The sequence below is a fragment of the Thalassospira sp. genome (assembly GCF_030690045.1).
Lineage (GTDB): Bacteria > Pseudomonadota > Alphaproteobacteria > Rhodospirillales > Thalassospiraceae > Thalassospira.
Genome location: NZ_JAUYHK010000011.1, coordinates 597,732 through 614,286, shown reverse-complemented (window position 1 = coordinate 614,286; position 16,555 = coordinate 597,732). Strand labels below are relative to the sequence as shown.

Annotated in this window: 14 protein-coding genes; 7 read left to right on the top strand and 7 right to left on the bottom strand. The window is 56.0% G+C overall.

Annotated features, from left to right (window positions below; translation table 11 throughout):
- Positions 1-100: 100 nt before the first annotated feature.
- The 3 genes from Q8O73_RS08780 to tyrS all read left to right on the top strand — a co-directional run bounded on the left by Q8O73_RS08780 (position 101) and on the right by tyrS (position 2,737).
- Positions 101-658 (top strand): hypothetical protein, encoded by a 558-nt coding sequence (locus tag Q8O73_RS08780; protein WP_305557638.1) that lies wholly within the window; start codon positions 101-103, stop codon positions 656-658.
- 98 nt (positions 659-756) lie between these two features.
- A complete protein-coding gene (locus Q8O73_RS08775; RefSeq protein WP_305557636.1) occupies positions 757-1,239 on the top strand; it encodes a hypothetical protein in 483 nt (160 codons plus the stop codon).
- A 196-nt stretch (positions 1,240-1,435) separates the two neighbouring features.
- On the top strand, positions 1,436-2,737 hold the full coding sequence (tyrS, locus tag Q8O73_RS08770; protein WP_305557634.1) for a tyrosine--tRNA ligase: 1,302 nt from the start codon (positions 1,436-1,438) through the stop codon (positions 2,735-2,737).
- Positions 2,738-2,752: 15 nt separating this feature from the next.
- Here the strand turns inward: tyrS and Q8O73_RS08765 are convergent, their stop codons facing one another.
- Positions 2,753-3,916, bottom strand: a complete 1,164-nt coding sequence (locus Q8O73_RS08765; RefSeq protein WP_305557632.1) for a PA0069 family radical SAM protein — start codon at positions 3,914-3,916, stop codon at positions 2,753-2,755.
- 1,229 nt (positions 3,917-5,145) lie between these two features.
- Here Q8O73_RS08765 and rfbB point away from each other — a divergent pair.
- Both rfbB and Q8O73_RS08755 read left to right on the top strand, forming a co-directional pair.
- The gene (rfbB, locus tag Q8O73_RS08760) at positions 5,146-6,198 is read left to right on the top strand and encodes a dTDP-glucose 4,6-dehydratase (RefSeq protein WP_305557927.1); all 1,053 of its coding nucleotides are present in this window, start codon (positions 5,146-5,148) and stop codon (positions 6,196-6,198) included.
- Positions 6,199-6,271: 73 nt separating this feature from the next.
- Entirely contained in the window at positions 6,272-6,904 is a 633-nt protein-coding gene (locus tag Q8O73_RS08755) for a LysE family translocator (protein ID WP_305557630.1), read from the top strand.
- Here the strand turns inward: Q8O73_RS08755 and Q8O73_RS08750 are convergent, their stop codons facing one another.
- The 5 genes from Q8O73_RS08750 to Q8O73_RS08730 all read right to left on the bottom strand — a co-directional run bounded on the left by Q8O73_RS08750 (position 6,905) and on the right by Q8O73_RS08730 (position 11,727).
- The gene (locus Q8O73_RS08750; RefSeq protein WP_305557628.1) at positions 6,905-7,063 is read right to left on the bottom strand and encodes a hypothetical protein; all 159 of its coding nucleotides are present in this window, start codon (positions 7,061-7,063) and stop codon (positions 6,905-6,907) included.
- On the bottom strand, positions 7,060-8,637 hold the full coding sequence (locus Q8O73_RS08745; protein WP_305557626.1) for an L-lactate permease: 1,578 nt from the start codon (positions 8,635-8,637) through the stop codon (positions 7,060-7,062). Before Q8O73_RS08745 ends, Q8O73_RS08750 begins: the two co-directional genes overlap by 4 nt.
- Before the next feature lie 174 nt (positions 8,638-8,811).
- Positions 8,812-9,834 (bottom strand): LLM class flavin-dependent oxidoreductase, encoded by a 1,023-nt coding sequence (locus Q8O73_RS08740; protein ID WP_305557624.1) that lies wholly within the window; start codon positions 9,832-9,834, stop codon positions 8,812-8,814.
- A 158-nt stretch (positions 9,835-9,992) separates the two neighbouring features.
- Positions 9,993-10,991, bottom strand: a complete 999-nt coding sequence (locus tag Q8O73_RS08735; protein ID WP_305557622.1) for a cysteine synthase A — start codon at positions 10,989-10,991, stop codon at positions 9,993-9,995.
- Positions 10,992-11,082: 91 nt separating this feature from the next.
- Positions 11,083-11,727: an NUDIX domain-containing protein gene (locus tag Q8O73_RS08730; protein ID WP_305557620.1), complete on the bottom strand. Its 645-nt coding sequence runs from the start codon at positions 11,725-11,727 to the stop codon at positions 11,083-11,085.
- 202 nt (positions 11,728-11,929) lie between these two features.
- Between Q8O73_RS08730 and Q8O73_RS08725 the strand changes: the two genes are divergently transcribed.
- Both Q8O73_RS08725 and Q8O73_RS08720 read left to right on the top strand, forming a co-directional pair.
- Complete coding sequence (locus tag Q8O73_RS08725; RefSeq protein WP_305557618.1) at positions 11,930-13,552, top strand: diguanylate cyclase; 1,623 nt, start codon at positions 11,930-11,932, stop codon at positions 13,550-13,552.
- A gap of 113 nt (positions 13,553-13,665) precedes the next feature.
- Positions 13,666-15,129, top strand: a complete 1,464-nt coding sequence (locus Q8O73_RS08720) for an aminoacyl-histidine dipeptidase (RefSeq protein WP_305557616.1) — start codon at positions 13,666-13,668, stop codon at positions 15,127-15,129.
- A 36-nt stretch (positions 15,130-15,165) separates the two neighbouring features.
- Here Q8O73_RS08720 and Q8O73_RS08715 read toward each other — a convergent pair whose 3' ends face one another.
- Positions 15,166-16,488 carry a DnaJ domain-containing protein gene (locus tag Q8O73_RS08715; protein WP_305557614.1) on the bottom strand — a complete coding sequence of 441 codons (1,323 nt, stop codon included), beginning with the start codon at positions 16,486-16,488 and terminating at the stop codon, positions 15,166-15,168.
- Positions 16,489-16,555 lie beyond the last annotated feature (67 nt).

Here is a 16,555-nt window from a genome sequence, read left to right as displayed (position 1 = left end):
TTGTCGTAAATTTTACAAAACAATAAAAATATGGTTTAAATTTATACGAAATGTATGGTATTGCGGGTGCCTTGTTTCAGGTGAGGCGACTTTGGCGGCAATGATAAATGTCAGGCTGACCGGCGAGGGTGATTTCGGCCCGGTCGATTTGGAATGCACCATCCCCCCGGCGCGTTTGCCCTATGTCATGGCCGCGTTGTTTGGCGCGCCACCGGGCGGGCGTGGTCCGGTCGCGATGGCCGCAACGGTGGCGGCAGACGATGTTTCTGCCCCGTCGTTTGACGGTGTTGGGGCCGGTCATTCTGCCCTTGCGGCCAAGGGGGCGGTGCGTGTCGCCGATCCGGTGGCCTTTTTTGCCGGGTTTTCAGGCGATTTTGCCGATCTGGTTTTGCGGATGCAACCGCGGGGCTATGCCGAAACCATTCTGATTGCCGCGATCTGGCTGCATTATCGGGATGGCCGCAATGCTTTTGCCCGGTCCGATCTGCACCGGCAAATTCGCCGTCAGGACCATTTGCGCCAACCCCGCAATTTCAGCCGCGATTTTCAAAATGCCGTGGCGCGGGGCTATATCGCGCCGCTGTCTGACGTCGATGACGGGGATTTCGCCGTGGCGCAGGCGGGATATCAGTGGTTTCGCGATAACTGTATAAAATAATACAATAATTCTACAAAGTGTTTGACATTATGTATGCGTGTTGTAGGGTTATCTCAGGGATACGACATATGGGATAACCGGAAACATCAGGCGGGGACATGATGACACGGGAATGGGAAATTCGGGCGCAATGCCGGGTCTGGCGCGGGCGCTATGTCATTCGGGGCGATGTCGGGCGGATTGCCGCCAACATCGCACAACTTCATCACACCCGTTTTCCGGGGATCAAACCCTGCGATGCGCCATTGCGGGTTGCGGCGATGGCGGTTCTGGCCATTCTGGCCGAGGAATGCAGCGAAGACGGCGTAACCGCTGCCGAACTGTCCTTTTTACTGACGACCTCGCTGGAACGCCCGGTGGCACCGGGGCGGATTGCCGCCGAACTTGATGCGCTGGGCGGGCTTGTCTGGCGCGGGGATTGGGCCGGGGAACCGCTTTATGTTCTGGAAAAACGCGGTTTGCAGTTTTGCTGCCCGTCCCATCTGGCCGGAACGGCCGCCAATGAACAGGATGACGGGATCGGGATTGATCCGGCGATCCTGGCCGATGTTGCGCCCCAGACCCGGTATCGGGTGGTGTGATTCCGGTTGACGTTGTGCGGGAAACTTCCTAATGCTGTGCCCATGACACAGATGAACCGCCATAATCAGGGTTATTATCCGCTGCACTCATAAGTGCGGTGTGTGTCGTTGTGTATCAAACAGGACCAAGCCGCCCCAGGGCGGCTTTCTTGTTTTCCGGCAGTCTCCCCGGGGTGGCCCTCACCGGAGACGAAAAATGAACGACCTTTCCCCTATCGATTCCGCCGATCCGGCCGATATCGCCTTTGTTGCGCAATCAGGTGCCCTGCAAACCTTGCTGGCGCGCGGATTCGTTCATCAATGCACCGGCCTTGCCGGGCTTGATGGGCTTTTCAAGGCCGGGTGCGTGCCGGTCTATATCGGTTTTGATGCCACCGCCGACAGTTTGCATGTCGGGCATTTGTTGCCGATCATGACGTTGCGCTGGCTTCAGAAACGGGGGCACAAACCGATCATTCTGGTCGGGGGCGGCACAACGCGGATCGGCGACCCCAGTTTCCGGACCGAGGCACGGCCGATCCTGACGGATGATCAGATCGCCCATAATATTGCGGGCATTCGCAAGGTGTTTGACCGTTTCGTCCGGTTTGGCGACGGCCCTTCGGATGCCGTTCTGGTCAATAATGCCGATTGGCTGGACCGGCTGGGCTATGTTGATTTGTTGCGCGATGTCGGGCGGCATTTTTCGGTCAATCGCATGTTGTCGTTTGACTCGGTGCGCACCCGGCTGGAAAAACAGGAAAATCTCAGTTTTCTTGAATTCAATTACATGATTTTGCAGGCGTTTGATTTTCTGGAATTGTCGCGCCGTTTTGGCTGTCGGGCGCAAATGGGCGGGGCGGATCAATGGGCCAATATCCTCAACGGGGTTGATCTGGTCCGCCGGGTGGACGGGCCGGAGGTCTTTGGCCTGACCGCGCCGCTTTTGACCACCGCATCGGGGGTCAAAATGGGCAAAACCGCCGCCGGGGCGGTGTGGCTGAATGCCGACCGGCTGGCCCCCTTTGATTACTGGCAATTCTGGCGCAATTGCGAGGATGGCGATGTTGGGCGGTTCTTGCGGTTATTTACCGATCTGCCGCTGCGCGATATCGAACAGCTTGAAAACCTGTCGGGGGCCGATATCAACGCGGCCAAGATTGTTCTGGCCGACGAAGCCACACAACTGGCCCATGGCGAAACTGCACTGGATGCGGTGAAGGCCGCGGCCAGTGGTGTCTTTGGAACAAGTGGCAGTCTTGCCGGATTGCCGACGCTTGAATTCTCGGCCCATGCCCTGAAAGACGGCGTTGGTGTCTTGTCCTTGCTTGTGATGGCAGGGTTTGCCGGCTCAAACAGTGAGGCCCGCCGTCTGGTTGAAGCCGGGGCGGTCAGAATTGACGAGAAGAATATTACCGATCCCGAACACAGTATTCTGAACTATGCCTTTGACGATGGCGAGTTGCTGAAATTGTCGGTTGGTCGAAAACGCCATGCCGCGATAAAGCGTGTTGGTTAAAGGGGCGGGCAGGTGTCAAAATAACGACATCTGCCCGTCGGCACTTGGGCGTTTGAACCCGCTGCAATCAAGGTCAAGCGACCGTCCGGTCAACCCGTGTTTGCGCCGGGCCAGGGCAAAGCGTTGTGCGATCAGATCGGCAATCGGGCCAGTGCCACGCATGCGGGTGCCAAATTGCGCGTCGTAAATCTTGCCGCCGCGCATTTGCCGGATCAGGGATATCACCTTGTCCTTGCGGTCAGGATAATGGGTTTCCAGCCATTCCTCAAACAATCCGGCAATTTCCAGCGGCAGGCGCACCACAATATGCGAAACCGATTGCGCCCCGGCATCGGCACAGGCGGCGACAAGATTTTCAATTTCGCTGTCATTCAATCCGGGAATGATCGGGGCGCACAGGGCAATAACCGGAATACCCGCCGTGCTGAGCTTGCGGATCGCTTCAAGCCTGCGATGCGGGGCGGATGCGCGTGGCTCCAACAAATTGGATAACCGGTGGTCAAGGCTGGTGACTGAAATGGCGACCGAGGCACGGTTTTGGGCCGCCATTGGCGCGATGACATCAATATCGCGGGTCACCAGCGCGGATTTGGTGATCAGCGAAAAGGGATGACGGCAATCGGCCAGAACCTCAAGAATGTGCCGGGTCAGGTTTTTGTCCCGTTCAATCGGTTGATAGGGATCGGTATTGGTGCCAATCACGATGGTTGCTGGTTGGTAACTGCGCGCCGCAAGTTGCTGGCGCAAAAGATTTGGCGCATCGGGTTTCCAGAACAGTTTCGTTTCAAAATCCAGCCCCGGCGACAGGCCAAGCCACGCATGGGTGGGGCGGGCGAAACAATAGATGCAACCATGTTCACAACCGCGATAAGGGTTGATCGACCGGTCAAACGGCACATCCGGGCTTTGATTGCGGGTGATGACGCTGCGCGCCCCATCAATGCCAAGGGTGGTCTTGAGGCGCGGCGGATCGGCCTCTTCCACCAGCCCGGACATCCAGCCATCATCACGGGCCTGATGGCTGAATTTCTCGTAACGACCATCCATATTCGATACCGCCCCGCGCCCCTTTTGCCTACGTGCAGGCAAAAGGTCCGGGTCGAAATCCGGATGGCTCCAGCCTTCGCCGGGCAGGGTCCTTCCTGCATGATCGGATGGTGGTTTGAGGGTGTTTTGCATGGGACCAACCTAAAGAACAAAATAAGAACATTCAAGCGAAATAAATTCCCCGTGTCTTCGCCCTTGCCGCCAACCGGCCCCGCCGCACCATGCCCTCGCTTTCGCGGTTGTGGCACCCTGTCATTTCAATGATCACCCTTGATTAATGAGATCAAAAAATCTGGCGTCGCCGACTCGCTTTCAGCAATCAATCCTGATCCATGAAAACAACCGGTAAAGTTGCCGCACTACACCCCTCCGCCCCGGAAAACCGCCATATAACGGCTGTGATGGCCCCCGAATCGCTAACCGGGCAGGACCGATGCACACAAGACGGACTACCCCCGTGGGATTTTGGTGCGGCTCCATCAGGGGTACCTGATATGGCGCCCATACCCCCGTCTGCCTCACAAGCCGCATCCGAAAATGCAGGCTTGGGTCTTCCTTCCACCGCCGGGCTTTCGCCCCGATCACACCGAACCCGCCGCAAGACGGCCCGGCCACAACCCGCCTTTCCCGCAATCACGGGAACCGGACACACTTCGGGCTTCCGCCCGCCGTACCAACACCCCCGGCAAGGCCGACAGCTCCCGCCACGAGATCCGGGCAGGCACGGCCAGCCACAAGGCGCACCTCGGGCATCCGTCAGCCTCACCAACGGACCCACCACCCGCTCCTGCCACCCCCGGCAAGACCGGATGGCTCCCGGCACGATCCGGGCAGGACGCCACCGACAAGACGCAATTCGGGCGTCCTGACAAATGGCCGGGTTAGCGGACCGGCAGAATGCCCCCGTAATGGCTTCTCCATCCGCCGGTCATGATTTTGCGGGTGGTTCGCCCGCCGCCTTGTCTGTCTTTATATCGCTGCATCATCATCGCCTCTTTCCTCTGGCCCAAACGAAAAAACCCGCAAGGCACAAGGCCTTGCGGGTTTCGGTCCGGGCGGATTTATCCCCTTGACTTTTCTGTTATGCCACAGTGAAAAGAACAAATCAAGAACTTTTTTCAAAAAATCTGAAAAACTTTACAGGCGCACCGCTACCCGACCAAAAACGGCTTAAAATCAAAGGGTTGAGTATCATGGGGGCTATGGCAACGGTCAAAATAACCATCGCGACCGCAACGACAACCACACGAAATTTTCCCGCTTGTCGATATGGACCGATACCCGGATTGCCTTTTCCGGGCCATTTTTCGGTGTTTCGCTGTCGCACAAGAGAAAAGACCAACGGGACAAAGGTATTGGCAATGCGGGTGATGGTGACGGGCGGTGCGGGGTTTATCGGATCGGCGCTATGCCGTTATCTGGTGGGGGAATGCGGCTGGCAGGTTTTGAATATCGACAAGCTGACCTATGCCGCTGATCTGCGATCCTTGCGCGATATTGAAACCCACCGCGATTATCAATTTGTGCAGGCCGATATCGGTGACCGTGCGGCGATTCGTGATGCCTTGGCGCGGTTTCAACCCGATGCGGTCATGCATCTGGCGGCTGAAAGCCATGTGGACCGGTCGATTGACGGGCCGGGTGTGTTTGTGCAGACCAATATTGTCGGTACGTATGAATTGCTGATGGCGGTACTGGAATATTGGCGCGGCGTGCCGGGGCCACGCCAGAAGGCGTTCCGGTTTCATCATATTTCGACTGACGAGGTTTATGGGGCGTTGGGGGATGAAGGGTTGTTTGATGAAACCAGTCCCTATCGCCCGACATCGCCCTATTCGGCCAGCAAGGCGGCGTCCGATCATCTGGTGCGGGCGTGGCATCATACCTATGGTTTGCCGGTGATTGTTTCCAACTGCTCCAACAATTACGGGCCGTATCAGTTCCCCGAAAAATTTGTGCCCTTGATGATCCTGAATGCTGTGTCCGGGCAATCCATGCCGGTGTATGGCGATGGCGGCAATGTGCGCGACTGGTTGCATGTCGATGACCATGCACGGGCGTTAAGGCTGATTGTTGAAAAGGGCCGGGCGGGCGAAACCTATAATGTCGGCGGCCATAACGAATCCCGCAATATCGACATGGTCCGCCGGATTTTTGCGGCTGTGCTGGAATGTGCGCCCGATATTCCGGTGCGCCATGCCGATGATCTGATTACCTTTGTGCCGGATCGCCCCGGCCATGACCGGCGTTATGCGATTGATGCGTCAAAAATCAGGGATGAACTGGGCTGGCGGGCGCAATATGATCTTGCCCGCGGTCTGCGTGAAACCGTGGCGTGGTATATGGCCCGGCGCGACTGGTGGCAACCGATACTGGATCGGAAATACGGGTTGGAACGGCTGGGTTCGGCTTGATTTTGCCTGCTTGCCGGATGTTTCAGAACGGGTATAGAGTGCGTCATCTGCCACTTTGTCCGGGGATGTCGTCATGGAATGGACACATGTTTTAAGTTTTGCCTTTGTGACGGCTTTGCTGGTGATGTCACCCGGCCCGAACGGGGTTTTGGTTGCCAAAACGGTGCCAACATCCGGGCGGGCGGCGGGGTTTGCCAATATTGCCGGTTTTGTCGCCGCCTTTTATGTGCATGGTGCCTTGGCGATTTTGGGGATTTCGATGATTCTTGTGCAATCGGCACAGGCTTTCATGATCGTTAAAATCATCGGGGCGGCCTATTTGTGCTGGATCGGCATCAAGGCCCTGCGCGAGGCGTGGCGCGGGGCGGCAGTGATGAAAAAGGTGGAACCGGCCCGGCGCAAACGGACATTGGCAATTGCCTGTGGCGAAGGATTTCTGACCAATGTCCTTAATCCCAAGGTATCGATGTTCTATCTGGCTGCCTTTCCGCAATTCATGCCGGTTGGCGAGGGCGCGGTTCTGAATGCATTCCTGCTGGTTGTGGTGCATTCGGCGATCAATATCGTCTGGTTTTCGGCGATGGTTTTGCTGTTGTCCCGCCTGGGAAATGCGATGCGCAACGGCGTTTTCCAACGCTGGCTCAAAGGGGTGACAGGGGCGATCTTTATTGGATTTGGGATCAGGCTGATTGCCCTGAAACCCTGATTATTTGCGGATGACCAAAACTGCCATGGTTGCGGCAAAGGCGATAAACAGGGCCATGGCAAATCCATGCAGACTGGCGGTTTCCGCCCCATAAGCCAGCAGGGGCAGGATCAGCGATGCCATTACCAGCACGACCGGATTAAAGATTATTTTCTTCATGCCGCCCCCCCATTCATCATAATCAGCACCATCAGGCCAAGGGCAAACAACCCGCTCAGGACAGTCAGGATCACCCCGGTTTTCAATACAACCGATAAAACCGGGCCTTCCTTGCCCGACAATCCCACCGTTGAACAGCCGACCAGAATTTTTGACGGGGCCAACATGCTGCCCAGTGACGCACCGGTCGCCTGTGCTGCCAGAACAAGGGCGGTAGAAATCCCCGATAATTCGGCGGTGTGGCGCTGAAACATGCCAAAGACGACATTGGAATTATTGGTGCTGCCGGTCATGAAGGCACCCAGCGCGCCAATCGCCGGGGCCAGTAACGGATAGGCAATCGCCATTGATCCGGAAAACAGAATGGCCCCGCCCTGCGCTAGGGCATAGGTCATCCCGGCATGATCCATGATCAGGGCAAGACCAATGACCGAAACCATGCCGATACTGGTTGGCAAGCCGCTTTTGACCGTGCGTTGCCAGATGCGTTGTGCCGCCCCATCGCGATATCGTTTGCGTGTTTTGAAAAATATAAAACTGATGGCGGCGGTATAAAGCAACAAGGCACCGGGATGGCCGAAAACGGCCAGTTTGGCGCTGCTTTCTGCGGCGATTTGCCATCCCGTTTGCGTGGTCATCGCCGGTGTTTCCAGAAACAGCGTTACACCGCCCAGAAAATCTGCCACCGGTTTGACAAAGGTTGCCAGTCCGACAACCACCATGAAAACAAGATAAGGCGTTAATCCTTCAATCAGGGGCATGTGATCGGGGTCGGCGTCCTGTTTTTCGGCAATATCGTCGGGGTGGGGTTGCCAGAAACGGGTGACGATAATCGAGGTCGCCAGCCCGGCAATCCCGGCGGTCAGGCCGCCCAGCGTCCAGACGCCGTAATTGGCCATCAGATACTGCACAATTCCCATCACCCCGGCAATGATCACAAGCGGTACAATCCGGCGGCGGACGGTGCGAAACCCGCCATCCAGCCATAACACCGCCGCCCCGCAGGTAAATCCCGACAGGCCCAGCAAAATGGCGGAATAATGCGTCAACATCTCGCCCGGAATGCCGGTGACGCCGATCAGGGCCTCGAACGATGTTGCCATATTGCCAAACAACACCGACCAGCTATGCCCGATCATCGGGGCGGCAACCGCAATTACCGGCGAAAACCCGATGCCCAGCAATAGCGGCGCAATCACCGCAATCGGCACCCCAAACCCGGCAACACCTTGCAGGAAGGTGGCAAAAACATAGCCAAGGATCAGCAATTGCAGGGGACGGTCATCGGTCAGGCGGCGAATGGCCGCGCCAATGGTGGCAATCGCCCCGGCTTCATCGGCCACGAAATACAGGATCAGGGCGGCCCATACGATATAAAGAATATAAAGGGCCAGCATCACACCCTTGGCCTGGGCATGGATCAGGATATCGGTCGAGGCTCCAAAGGCGAAAATCGCAATGACGACCGTGACAAACCACGCCGCCGCCCCGGCGCGCGCCGCCCCCCAATTGGCCTTGATCATCAACAGCAGAATGGTGGCAATCGGCAGGGAAGCCAAAAGGAAATCGGTCATTATGTGCGCCGGAAGCATTCGTGAAAACAAAGGATTGCGGCGAAAAAAGAGATAAAGATCACCGCGCCGCCATGATGGCCGAAGCAGCGATGATAAACAAGAGGATGAAAACCCTCATTCCGTATGGTGGAAAAGGCAAGGGATTCCCGCATCACGGGAATCCCGAAAGCCTGTTTAGGCGCAATCGCGTTTCGATGCGGTTTCCGCAATCAGTTCATCGCGAATATCGGCCGCGATGGCAAAGGATTTCAGGCGGGCCTGATGATCATGGATATTTGCGGTCAGGATCAATTCATCAACCCCGGTCAGTTCCAGAAATTCACGCAGATGTTGGCGTACCGTGTCGCGCCCGCCAATCGCGGCATAGCGCATGGCGTGATCGACCCCGGCTTTTTCAACGCGGTTCCAAAGCGGATCCATGTTTTCAACCGGTTTGGGTAATTGCCCCGGCGTGCCGCGCCGCAGATTGAGAAATTGTTGCTGCATCGAGGTGGCAATGAACTGGCCTTCTTCATCCGTATCTGCGGCAAAGAAACCGATTCCTGCCACCGCATAGGGGGCGTCAAGCTGTCGGGAGGGTTCAAAACGGTCGCGATACAAGGCCAGCGCATCCAGCAGATAATCAGGGGCAAAATGAGAGGCAAAGGCAAATGGCAGGCCCAGCCGGGCGGCGAGATCGGCCGAAAACAGGCTGCTGCCCAGTAACCATATCGGCACTTCGGACCCATAACCCGGCACAGCCCGGATCGGCGGGTTGCCTTCCAGCGGGGCCAGAAAATTCTGCACCTGTAACACATCCTGAATAAACCGGTCTTCGGAGCCGGTCATATCACGGCGCAGGGCAGCGGCGGTGCGTTGATCCGTGCCCGGTGCCCGGCCAATGCCAAGATCAATCCGGCCGGGATACAGGGCATCAAGGGTGCCAAATTGTTCGGCGACGACCAAAGGCGCATGATTGGGCAACATAATGCCACCCGATCCGACCCTGATAGTCTTTGTACCCGCTGCGACATGGGCAATCACGACAGAAGTAGCGGCACTGGCAATGCCGGGCATATTGTGATGTTCGGCCAGCCAGTAACGATAAAAGCCAAGATTTTCGGCATGACGGGCCAGATCAAGCGTATTGCGCAAGGCATTGCCTGGATGTTCACCCTGATTGACAGGGCAAAGATCAAGAACGGAAAAACGGGTCATCAACTGACTTTCGGTTGGGCGCAGCCATTACCGGGCGCGCCAGATTGCACGGTTGAAGGTAATTTAAGCCAAAATCAGCGCCTTGCCAGTCCCTGATAGCCCAAAAGAAAACAGCGGCACCATGAAGTACCGCTGTTTGTCTGATCAGGCAGGCAGGTTTACAGCCAGTCCGGCACCGGCAAACCTTTTTCCTTAAGAAACGCCGGGTTCCATAATTTGCTTTGATAACGGGTGCCAAGGTCACACAGAATGGTAACGATGGTTTTGCCCGGGCCCAGTTCACGGGCGAGGCGGACGGCACCGGCGATGTTGATCCCGGTTGATCCGCCCATGCACAGGCCTTCTTCCTTCAACAGGTCAAAGACGATCGGCAACATTTCATCGTCGGAAATCTGGAAGGGATGGTCGATTTCAAGCCCGTCAAGATTGGCAGTGATGCGGCCCTGACCAATACCTTCGGAAATCGAGCTGCCCTCGGATTTCAGTTCGCCATGTTTGTAATGGCTGAACAAAGCAGCCCCCATCGGGTCGGCCAGACCGATCTGGATGTTTTTATTGCGATCACGCAGTGCCATCGCAACCCCGGCAAGTGTTCCGCCGGTCCCGACCGCACAAATAAAACCATCGACCTTGCCATCGGTCTGATCCCAGATTTCCGGGCCGGTGGTATCGATATGACCCTGCCGGTTGGCGATATTGTCAAACTGGTTGGCCCAGATGGCACCATTGGGTTCGGATTTTGCCAGTTCTTCGGCCAGACGGCGCGATACATGCACATAATTGTTCTGATCGCGATAGGGGACGGCCGGAACCTCGCGCAGATCTGCCCCCAAAAGCCGCAACAGGTCTTTCTTTTCCTGACTTTGCGTTTCCGGGATGACAATCACGGTGCGATAGCCCAACGCATTACCAACAACGGCAAGGCCAATACCGGTATTGCCGGCCGTTCCTTCGACAATGACGCCGCCGGGTTTGAGTACACCGCGTTTTTCGGCATCGCGGATAATGGCAAGGGCCGCGCGGTCCTTGACCGATCCACCGGGATTGGCGTATTCGGCCTTGCCCAGAATGGTGCAGCCGGTCAGTTCCGAAACCTTTTTCAGGCGGATCAGCGGCGTGCGGCCAATGGCCTCGATGGTGCCATTGCGAATGTCCATGACAGACTCCGAATCAGGTGAAAAATATGTTCCCTGTTGATAGGGGTATTTATACACAAAAGTCAACACAGTTTAAAATTAACAACATAATTTACATGTTTAATTTTTGGCTTTTCAACACACCTGCTTCGTTACGCAGGCGATCCCGGTTCAGCATCAGCCATTGCAGGGCAATGATGGTTACGGCATTGCAAATCTCGCCACGGGCCATCATGGCAAAACAGTCGGGGGCGGGGACAGTAAAAACGCGGATATCTTCGCCCTCATCGGCCACACCATGCAGGCCGCCCACAGAGGCGGCATCGACCCGTCCGCAATACAGCGTCACCGTTTCGGTGGAACACCCCGGCGAAACATAATACTGCGATATCGGCATCAAATCACCGATGATCTCGCAACCTGATTCTTCGCGGGTTTCCCGCCGGGCGACATCAAGGGCCGTTTCGCCTTCTTCAATGATGCCGGCAACGATTTCAATCAGCCAGATCGGCATATCAGGCTGACGATCCTGCACCGCCAGCGTACCGGGGCGAAATTGCTCAATCAGCACAACTTCATCACGCAGCGGGTCATAAGGCAGAACCGCTACCGCATGGCCGCGATCCAGAATTTCCCGATGTAAAACCGGGCTAAGGTCACCATCAAATCGTTTGTGCCTAACCTGATAGACATCAAGCTTGAAATAACCGTCCCAACCCCGTTTGCATCCAATTATATCAACATCATCGCGATTCATGCGGATTTCCTGTCTATCTTATGGTCTAGGATCGAACTGGACAAAAATATAATATGACTTTTGCGCAAAACAGTCCTTTTCGTAGCATCTGGTCTTCCCATATAAGAAAAACAGCAACTGGAAGCAAATGCAGTCCAGCATGGATTCCTTATAATGTGCAGTTGCCAGACAAGTTGCGAAATACGGGCTGGGAGATTGGGGTTTGACGCAGTTCACGACCGCGGAAATTGAAAAACTGTACGGACAGTCCCGCGTTGGTGCCGTGGTTCATCGTGACCTTGTGGCTATTTATGTCAATGATTCCTACGCCCGGATGATGGGGCGGCGCGATGCGGCGGATTTCATGCGTGATCCGTTACTGGTGCAATATATCCCATCGGCTTTTCATGACCATGCCAAAGAATTGTCCGGCGCATTTGTCCGGGACGTGTCGTTTCATGGCTGGAAAAAGGTTTACAATATCCGGACGGACGGAACACCGGTCTGGCTGGAAATCAGCGATGAAACCATCAAATGGGAAGACAGCAACGCCATCCTGACGACAGCGCAGATGGTTGAGAATGGTATGACGGCCATGCAGGTCGATCATTTGCTGGGTCGGTCCTTTATCGGGGTGATGGTGCATCGCGATATGAAGGCTCTTTATGTCAACGATGCCTTTGCCCGCCTGATGGGCACCAGAGATGCCAATGATTTTATGCGCAACCCTGAATTGACGCGCTTTATCCCGGTCGAACGGCAGGCCGTGGCGTGGCAGCATGTTGAAGATATCATGCAGGGCCGCCGTGAGGGTGAACGCCACCGGGTATGTGACAATCTGGACAATGGATCGAAGGTATGGCGGGATCTGACCGATGACCGGATTTTATGGCATGACGGCAAACCGGCGATCCTGACAACCGCCCACGATGCCCAGGCCGAGGTCAATATGACCGATGCGTTGGTCCGTGCCAAAAACAGTCTTGAAAATGCAGTATCCGATGTGATCCGCATGGTGCCATCGGCGGTGGCGATGCTCGATGGTGACATGAAGGTGCGCCATTATAACCGTGAATTTAAACGTCTTTTTGCAACCGGATTTCAGGCCGGTGATCAGTCTGTGCCGCAATTTGATGTCGATGTTCTGGCGCAGATTTATCAGGATATGATTGATGCCGGTCATGATCATGCCGATCGCCGGTCTCTGGAAACGCCATCGGGATTGCTGGCGGATGTGCGGACCAACCGGCTTGAAGATGGTGGTATGATGGTGGCGGCCCAGGACGTGACCGATCATAAACGGATCGAGCAGCAACTGGGCGAATTGGCGGCGACAGACCCGTTAACCGGCGCGTTGAACCGGCGCGGGTTTGAAGCCGCTGTGGCGCGGTTGCGCGATGTCCGCCAGATGAAAGGACAATCGTGGAAATTTGGCCTGATCATTCTTGATCTGGATTATTTCAAGGCCGTCAATGACGGCCACGGCCATGCCTGCGGCGATAAATTATTGCAGACGGTGGTGGCGGGGTTGCGCACGGCCTTGCGCGATGATGATCTGGTGGTGCGGATGGGGGGCGAGGAATTTGCCGTGCTGTTGCCATCGGCGACCAGCAAGATCACTGTCGAGATTGCCAACCGTCTGACCCATATGATCCGCGAGATTCGGATTTCCGGGATGAAGGGCAAGGATATTACGATTTCTGCCAGTTTCGGCGTGACTGTTGGTGGGCAGGTGGCCGGTGTCGAAATTGATTTGTCCAAGGCACTGCTGGTTGCTGACAAGGCCCTGTATCGGGCCAAACAGGAAGGCCGCGATCGCGTGGTGACGGACCTTCCGGATTGCTGATCGGGAAATATGACTTGCTGTGCGGGAAAACCCGTAGCCGGGGTGGAAATCATCCCTGATTTGCGGTAATCAGCATGTCATCATATCGTCCTTTCCACCACAGGAGCATCATTGTGGGCCAGATCAGCCATCTGCAACCGACCGCCATTTGGGAAAACTTTCAAAAACTGTGCGACATCCCGCGTCCGTCATTGCAAGAAGAAGCCGTTTTGCAGATGATCGAAAAAATGGCCGATGCACGAGGCCTGTCGCATGCGCGTGACAGTGGCCGTAATCTTGTGGTCCGCAAACCGGCAACACCGGGTTATGAAGACCGCAAAATTACCGTCCTTCAGGCCCATGTCGATATGGTTAGCCAGGCCAATAGCGGCAGTACTCACGATTTTGCCAAAGACCCGATCCGTGCCTATGTCGATGGCGATTGGGTGACAGCCGACAATACTACGCTGGGGGCGGATAACGGCATCGGGGCTGCGGCGATGCTGGGCGTGATGGTTGATGACAGTGTGGAACACGGCCCGCTGGAATTGCTGTTTACGGTTGATGAGGAGCGCGGCCTGACCGGTGCGATGAACCTTGAGGCCGGATGGCTGAAGGGTGAAGTTTTGCTGAATCTCGACACCGAAGATGAATATGAATTGTGCGTCGGCTGTGCCGGGGGTGGGGATCTGGTCGCCAGCCTTGACTATCAACCCGTCGCCATTGAGGCCGGATATGTGGCGCGTGAAATTGCCATTACCGGCCTGAAGGGCGGGCATTCGGGCATTGATATTATTCTGGGCCTTGGCAATGCCAACAAATTGATGGCACGGTTCCTGCGCAGTGTCTTGCGTGATTGCGGGGCGCGGATTGTCAAAATCAATGCGGGTACGGCGCGTAATGCGATCCCGCGTGAATCCTTTGCCTCAATCGTCCTGCCTGCGGACAAGGTTGCGGCATTTGATGCCGCCCTAACGGTCTATGCAGGGGATATTGGCAATGAATATGCAGCGCTGGAGCCGAATTTCGCGATGGCGGCGACGGAACAGGCAACACCGGATCAGGCGATGAGCCATGCGGATAGCATTCGGTTGAACAATGCCATCGTGGCGGCTCCCAACGGGGTGCTGGCGATGAGCACCAGTGTCGAAGGTGTTGTGGAAACCTCGATCAATCTGGCGATTGTCCGGGTAGGGGATGGCAAGGCGCAGGTCACCCTGTCGGCGCGCAGTTCAATTGCCAGCGCGCGTGATGCGGCGCGTGAAATGGCGACATCGGTGTTTGAAAATATCGGCGCGACAGTGAAATGGGGCGATGCCTATCCGGGATGGCAACCAAACATGGACAGCCCGGTTTTGCAGATGATGCGTGATGTTCACAAGGAAATGTTTGGGATCGACCCGGCAATCCGGGTGATCCATGCTGGCCTTGAATGCGGGGTTTTGGGGGCGAAATATCCGCATTGGGATATGATCTCGTTCGGCCCGACCATCAAACGGGCGCACAGCCCCGATGAATGTGCCCATATTCCCAGTGTAGCCCGGTTCTGGGATTATTTGTGTGCTGCGTTAAAGGCAATTCCGAAAAAGGCCGCCTGACATAGCAGATTACTGTGCGGCTGATCGTTTACGCGGTCAGTCGCAATTATTTTGCGCGCACCAGCGATCCCGGGCGATGCTGCCATTACCTGGCACCAGGGCATCGGCATTCACAAAGCCCTTTTCGCCAAGGGCGGTGCGGATTTCGATCCAGAAACTTTCATTCGGACCGACCAGATAAACGGTTTCAAACCGGGCCAGTCGACGGGTGACAGGGTATTCAACACCTGCCCCTTCGCGCATATTTAACAAATCGCGGTCAATATAATATGGTTCGGCCTTGTCGACCAAAAGACCCTGAACCTGATCGCGGATGTCGTGAATATATTGGCTGGCGATTTCGGGAATTTGACGGGTCAAAAGCCCCTGCGCCGGGCCAAAGACTGTCAACAGCATAAAAATAACCACAAAAAGCGGACTAAGATGCAGGAACATGTCCAGTGTTGAGGTCGTACGCCATTCATCGCGCACACGCCGGGCTGGTTTTCCATCATCCAGACGGCGCAGATTGGCGCGAATTTGTTCCGACAGGGCTGATCTGTTCGTGCCAATAAAATCAACAGCCTGCATCAAAACAGCACGAGCCAGCGGTTTGTTGCCGGTTCGCTCAAAGGCGCGGGCCTGATTAAACAGCAGATGGGCATTGGCCTCGGGCGGGAAAATACCGCCGCGCATATTGCCCAGAATGGCCCGCCATGCGGGGACAATGCTGCGCCATCCCCAAAACCCGCGTAACCAGGTACGCCAACTGGCGCGCAGTGCAAGCTTGCGTGCACCCTTTGGCGCAAGAATGGCGTTGATTTTTTCGCTTTTAACCGTATTCAGAAAACCATGAACGACGGTAAATTCCACCTGACGGGGCTGGGCCGAGACGACCGATGTAACAACACAGCGCGCAAATCCGGCCTGATCGGGCGGGGTGCTTTCTTTGGGATGGCGGCGGGCACCGGGATGGATTTTGGCCCTGCGGCTGGCATCGCGTTCCTGCTGGGCCTTATAGGCTGCGGCTGCTTCGGCAAAACGGTCTTCGGGTCGGGGTGATTTGGTTTCTTGTGTTTTTTTTTGGTCTTTGGAGCTATTGGCGGCCCCTTTTGCGTCATTGGGTTTTGATCCCGCAGATGCGCCGGGACGGTATCCGGCCTGTTGTGCTTTTGCCGGTTTCGGGGCCGGCCGGACGCCGGTCAGGATTTCATAGGCCTCGGTGACATCCTTGAAATGATCCTCGGCATTCGGATCATTGTTGCGGTCCGGATGGAATTCAAAGGCCAGCTTGCGATAGGCAAGCTTGATCTCCCGCTCGGTGGCGGTGGCGCTGATTTTTAACAGGCGATAATACGGGCCGAGCGGATCGTTGGTCATCTTTATATCGTGTTGTGTTCGGCCTGATGCCGGAACCGGTTACCTGCCATGCTGGCGGGCAAGGCCA